Origin of the sequence: Streptomyces sp. NPDC007162, from assembly GCF_040634175.1 — a bacterium.
Lineage (GTDB): Bacteria > Actinomycetota > Actinomycetes > Streptomycetales > Streptomycetaceae > Streptomyces.
In genome coordinates, this window is the sequence record NZ_JBEYFC010000629.1 from 1 (window position 1) to 4,483 (window position 4,483).

At 72.4% G+C, this 4,483-nt stretch carries 4 protein-coding genes and 1 pseudogene; all 5 read right to left on the reverse strand.

Features of this window, described 5'->3' with window-relative positions; all coding sequences use genetic code 11:
* Positions 1–684: 684 nt before the first annotated feature.
* The 5 genes and pseudogenes from ABZ646_RS40865 to ABZ646_RS40885 all read right to left on the reverse strand — a co-directional run bounded on the left by ABZ646_RS40865 (position 685) and on the right by ABZ646_RS40885 (position 4,361).
* Positions 685–1,185, reverse strand: a complete 501-nt coding sequence (locus tag ABZ646_RS40865; protein WP_360531124.1) for a flavodoxin domain-containing protein — start codon at positions 1,183–1,185, stop codon at positions 685–687.
* Between the two features lie 14 nt (positions 1,186–1,199).
* Positions 1,200–1,442, reverse strand: a pseudogene (locus tag ABZ646_RS40870) (hypothetical protein); the annotation flags it as partial.
* Positions 1,443–1,513: 71 nt separating this feature from the next.
* Positions 1,514–2,389, reverse strand: a complete 876-nt coding sequence (locus ABZ646_RS40875) for a universal stress protein (RefSeq protein WP_360531127.1) — start codon at positions 2,387–2,389, stop codon at positions 1,514–1,516.
* 5 nt (positions 2,390–2,394) lie between these two features.
* Positions 2,395–3,417, reverse strand: coding sequence for a zinc-dependent alcohol dehydrogenase (locus ABZ646_RS40880; protein WP_360531130.1), 1,023 nt, complete (start codon positions 3,415–3,417; stop codon positions 2,395–2,397).
* A 35-nt stretch (positions 3,418–3,452) separates the two neighbouring features.
* Entirely contained in the window at positions 3,453–4,361 is a 909-nt protein-coding gene (locus ABZ646_RS40885) for a universal stress protein (protein ID WP_360531133.1), read from the reverse strand.
* Positions 4,362–4,483 lie beyond the last annotated feature (122 nt).

Below are 4,483 nucleotides of genomic sequence, written 5' to 3' on the forward strand. Positions count from 1 at the left end.
CTCTCGGCCTCCCCCCGCAAACACCTGAACACTGGCCGGTATCAGTGAGGGCAGTTCGGGGGACGAGTGGTGATGCGTCCAGGAGTGCAGGACCCGGAGTCGCGCACCGCGTCGCTCCGCCTCCTCCAGGGCATACCGGGCCGCCTCGGTGTCGTGAGCGGTGCGCCGAGGCGTGGGGCCGCAAGTGGGACCTGGTCGGGACCACGTGGGGGCACCGGACCGGCTGAGGGGCATGGCGGCCCGTGCGGGCCACGTCACTGCGGAGGTACGAGGCGTCGTGGCCGGCAGGCGTGGCTCGGACGGCATCGTGTTCCCCCATCTCGTTGCCGAGGTCGTGCTCGGCGTGAACGCACGGGAACCCGCCCCGAAGCAGCCGCCTTCGCCTTCGACCCCGCCCGCTCCGGGCCGTACGCCACCCTGGCGGGAGAAGTACCCCGAGGGGCAAGTTCGAGGACGTCCGGCTGTTCACTCCCGGGCAGGCGCTGATCCAGCGGTCCGCGAGGGCCGGGCTGGTGGTCGTGGGGCGCGGTTCCCAGGGCGAATCCGGATCGGTCACCCTGCTGCTCGTGCAGGACTCACGGTGCCCCGTCGCAGTGGTGCCCACGTGAGCCGGGCCGGGTAGGCGATACGCCGATGGCCTCGGCGCCCTGATCCCCAGGGTGCCGAGGCCATCGTCCTTCGCCGTCACGTGCCGTCCGTGAGCTCACCGGCCACGTGCGCGGCCCACGTCCCGATCCTGTCGAAGTCGCGGAAGTCCCCGCCGTTCCCGGAACGCAGGATCCTGCGGGCCAGCCAGCCGTCGGCGTCGTCGTCGAGGCAGCCGCCGAAGGTGGCGTGCCCTCGGACATGCAGGTCCTGCATCGCGCGGCGCACGCCGCGCACGGGCGGGACGTCCCGCTCGGAGGCCGAGGTGTCGAGCGGTCCGCTGCTGAAGAACCACACGGGCCGCTCGGCGAGATCCTTGCGGTGCCGGCGGACGAACGTCCGGGCGTCCTTGTGCCAGCGGCCGGCGTACAGGCCGCCGCCGACCACGACCGCGTCGTACCGGTCGACGAAGGGTACGGACGCGGCTCGCATCGTCTCGACGGTCAGGCCCTTCTCGCGCAGGGCGTCGGCGATGGACTCGGCGATGTGCGCCGTCGATCCGTTCTTGGTGCCATAGGTGACTAACACCGTGCCGGTCATGGGATGGCCTCCTCTCACAGTCCGCGCAGCCGGCCGTCGGCCGCGCCGTGCAGCGCCTGGTCCTCGCGGATGCGGGCGTCGTCCAGGTGGTAGGTCAGGTGGTCGACCACGCCGACCATGCCGTCGACCTGGCGGGTCATCGAGACGGCGATCGCCGTCTCGCTCTTTCGCCGGGTGACGATGCCGACCAGCCGGTCCTCCTCGTCGGCGTGCGCGGTGACCGGGGGCACGGTCATCAGCCGGCCGGCGGTACGGGCAGTTCCTCGTCGGGGATTACGGCGGGGGCCTGGTGTTCGGCCCAGGCTGCGCGTCCGGGAGGCGGTCGCGGTCACACCGGCTCGGGTACGACGGCGACGGGGCAGGACGACCGGTGCAGTACTCCGTGGGCCACGCGGCCCAGCTGAAGTCCGAAGTGTCCGGGGCGGCGCCTGGCTCCGACGACCAGGAGGTCGGCGCCGTGCGAGGCGTTCACGAGGGCGTTCCGGGGGTGGCCCTCGACCGTGTGACTGGTCGATTCGATGTCGGCGGGGGCGTCCTGGAGGGCTGCCCTCAGGGCCTCCACCGCCTGCTGCTCGTGCAGCCGCGCGGGCTCGCTGGACATCAGAGGATGGTCGGTGGTCTCGTGCGCGGGGCACCGCCAGGCCCGCAGGGCCTCCACCGGTACCCCGCGTCGGCGTGCTTCCTCGAAGGCGAAGCGCACGGCCGCGGAGCCGGCCGGCTTCTCGCCGACGCCCACGACGACACGGCCGTGGGTGCCGAAGCGGGTCTGGTTGTCATGGTTGCCGCGTAGGACGATCATCGGGCAGTGCGCGTGCCCGGCCACGATCAGGCTCACCGAGCCCAGCAGGGCCTCGGCGATGCCGCTGCGGCCGCGGGTGCCCGTCACCAGCAGGGAGGCGTCCCGGCTCTCGCGCACCAGCGCGTACTCCGGTTCCTCGGGCAGCACGTCGGTGGTGACCTTCAGGTCCGGTGCCCGGAGTTGCGCGCGCCGGGCGGCGGTGGCGACGATGTCCTCGGCCCGTACCTGTTCGGAAGGCTTGGTGAGGTCGTCCGCGAGGGATTCTCCCTCGTACCGCTCCCACAGCGACGCGTACACAAGCCGCAGCGGTGCCCCGCGCAGGACGGCCTCGTCGGCCGCCCAGTCCACGGCCCGCAGACTGGGCTCGGAGCCGTCGACTCCGACCACGATCGGCAGGGTGGTCATCGCGCTCACGCTCCCCAACCGAGGTCGAAAACGATCCGGGCCTTGACCTCGCCCCGCAGCACCTCGTCGATGGACTCGTTGACGGAGGAGAGCGGGCGGGTCTCGGAGATCACCTGGGTCTGTCCGGCCGCGTGCAGCTGGAAGACCTCGGCGAGGTCCTGGCGGGTGCCGACGATGGAGCCGATCACGCTGGTGCCGTTCAGCACGGTGTCGAAGATCGGGACCTGGATGGTGCCGTGGGCGGGCAGAGCGACCATGACGAGCTTTCCGCCGCGTCGCAGGCCGGAGTTGACGGCGGCGAACGCGGCCTCGTCGACGGCCAGGGCGATCGCCGCGTGGGCGCCGCCGTGCTGCTTGAGGACCTCGCCGACGTCGTCCTTGCGGGCGTCGATGACGAGGTCGGCGCCGAGTGCGGTGGCGAGTTCGAGCTTGTCGTCGGTGACGTCGACGGCCGCGACCGTGGCTCCGGCGATCTTCGCGTACTGCACGGCGAGATGGCCGAGTCCGCCGATCCCGGAGATCGCGACGAGCTGGGTGGGCCGTACCCCGGCGACCTTGAGCGCCTTGTACGTGGTGACGCCGGCGCAGGTCAGCGGGGCGGCGTCGACGGCGCTGACGCCGTCGGGCACGGGCTGGGCGAAGTCGGCCCAGGCCAGCATCTTCTCGGCGTACCCGCCGTCGCAGCCGTAGCCGGTGTTGATCTGCTGCTCGCACAGGGTCTCCCAGCCGGACAGGCAGTGCTCGCACCGCCCGCACGCCTTGCCCAGCCAGGGCACGGCGACCCGCTGCCCGACGGCCAGGTGAGTGACGCCCTCACCGAGTTTCTCGACGCGCCCGACACCCTCGTGGCCGGGGACGAACGGCGGGTTCGGCTTGACGGGCCAGTCGCCGTGCGCGGCGTGGATGTCCGTGTGGCAGAGCCCGGAGGCCTCGACGCGGATGCGGACCTGGCCGGGGCCGGGCTCGGGGTCGGGGCGCTCCTCGATGACCAGGGGCTCGCCGAAGGCTCGTACGACCGCTGCCTTCATGGTGTCTGCTCCTCAGGGATTCAGGGGGTGGTGGGTCAGGCGTGCGGGACGATGGCGACGGGAGCGGTGGAGTGGTGCAGGACGGTGTGGGTGACGGAGCCGATGCGGGTGCCGAGCGGGCCGCGGCGGGTGCGTCGGCCGACGACCACGAGGCAGGCTTCGCGGGAGGCGTCGACGAGGTGGTTGCCGGGGGTGCCGTAGTGGGACTGCTCGATGACTTCGACGGCCGGGAACTTCTCCCGCCAGGGCCGCAGGATCTCGGTCAGGGCGGTGCTCTCCTGCTGTGCCGGCTCTTCGCGCAGTCCCAGGTCGGTGGCCACGCCGTAGGTGTCGTAGTAGGAGGGCGGGTTCCAGCCGTGCACGACCCGCAGGGAGGTATCCCGGCGGGCGGCCGCCGCGAGGGCGAACGCGATCAGGTCGTCGTCGGGGCTGTCGATGTCGAGACCGAGGACGACCGGCCGGAACGGTGTCGCCGCGGACGGGCTGCCGACCGGGTCCGTCTCGTGCTCGTCGGCGGCCTGTTCTCCGGCGCGGACCAGGACGACCGGCCGTTCGGCGTGGGCGACGACGGACAGCCCGACGGAACCGACCATGAACCCGCCGATGCCGCCCAGGGCACGGGAGCCGAGGACGAGGAGTTCGGCGTCGTCCGCCGCGCCCACGAGGACGTCCGCGGGCCGGCCGGACACCTGCTCGGTGCTCACGTCGAGGCCGGGGTGGCGCAGCCGCAGGCCCTCGGCCGCCTCCCGCGGAATCCTCTCGGTCCAGCGCTGCTGGGTCTCGGGGCCGAGCAGCGGTGCCTGTGCCATAGGCGCCGGCATCGGCTCCCACACGTGGACCAGCTTCAACGGCAGTTCGAGCAACTCGGCCTCGCGGGCCGCCCACTCGGCCGCCGCGCGGCTCTCGGGAGAGCCGTCGAGGCCGACGGTGACGGTACGGGTCATGATCTCTGCCTCCTGAACGGGGGTTCCGGTAAGAGCCTCGGTGCCGGACGGGGACGTACCGACGGTCACGCAGCGGTTGCGGAGGGTTCTCGAGACCGGGGAGGCGCATGTCGCGCGGGTAC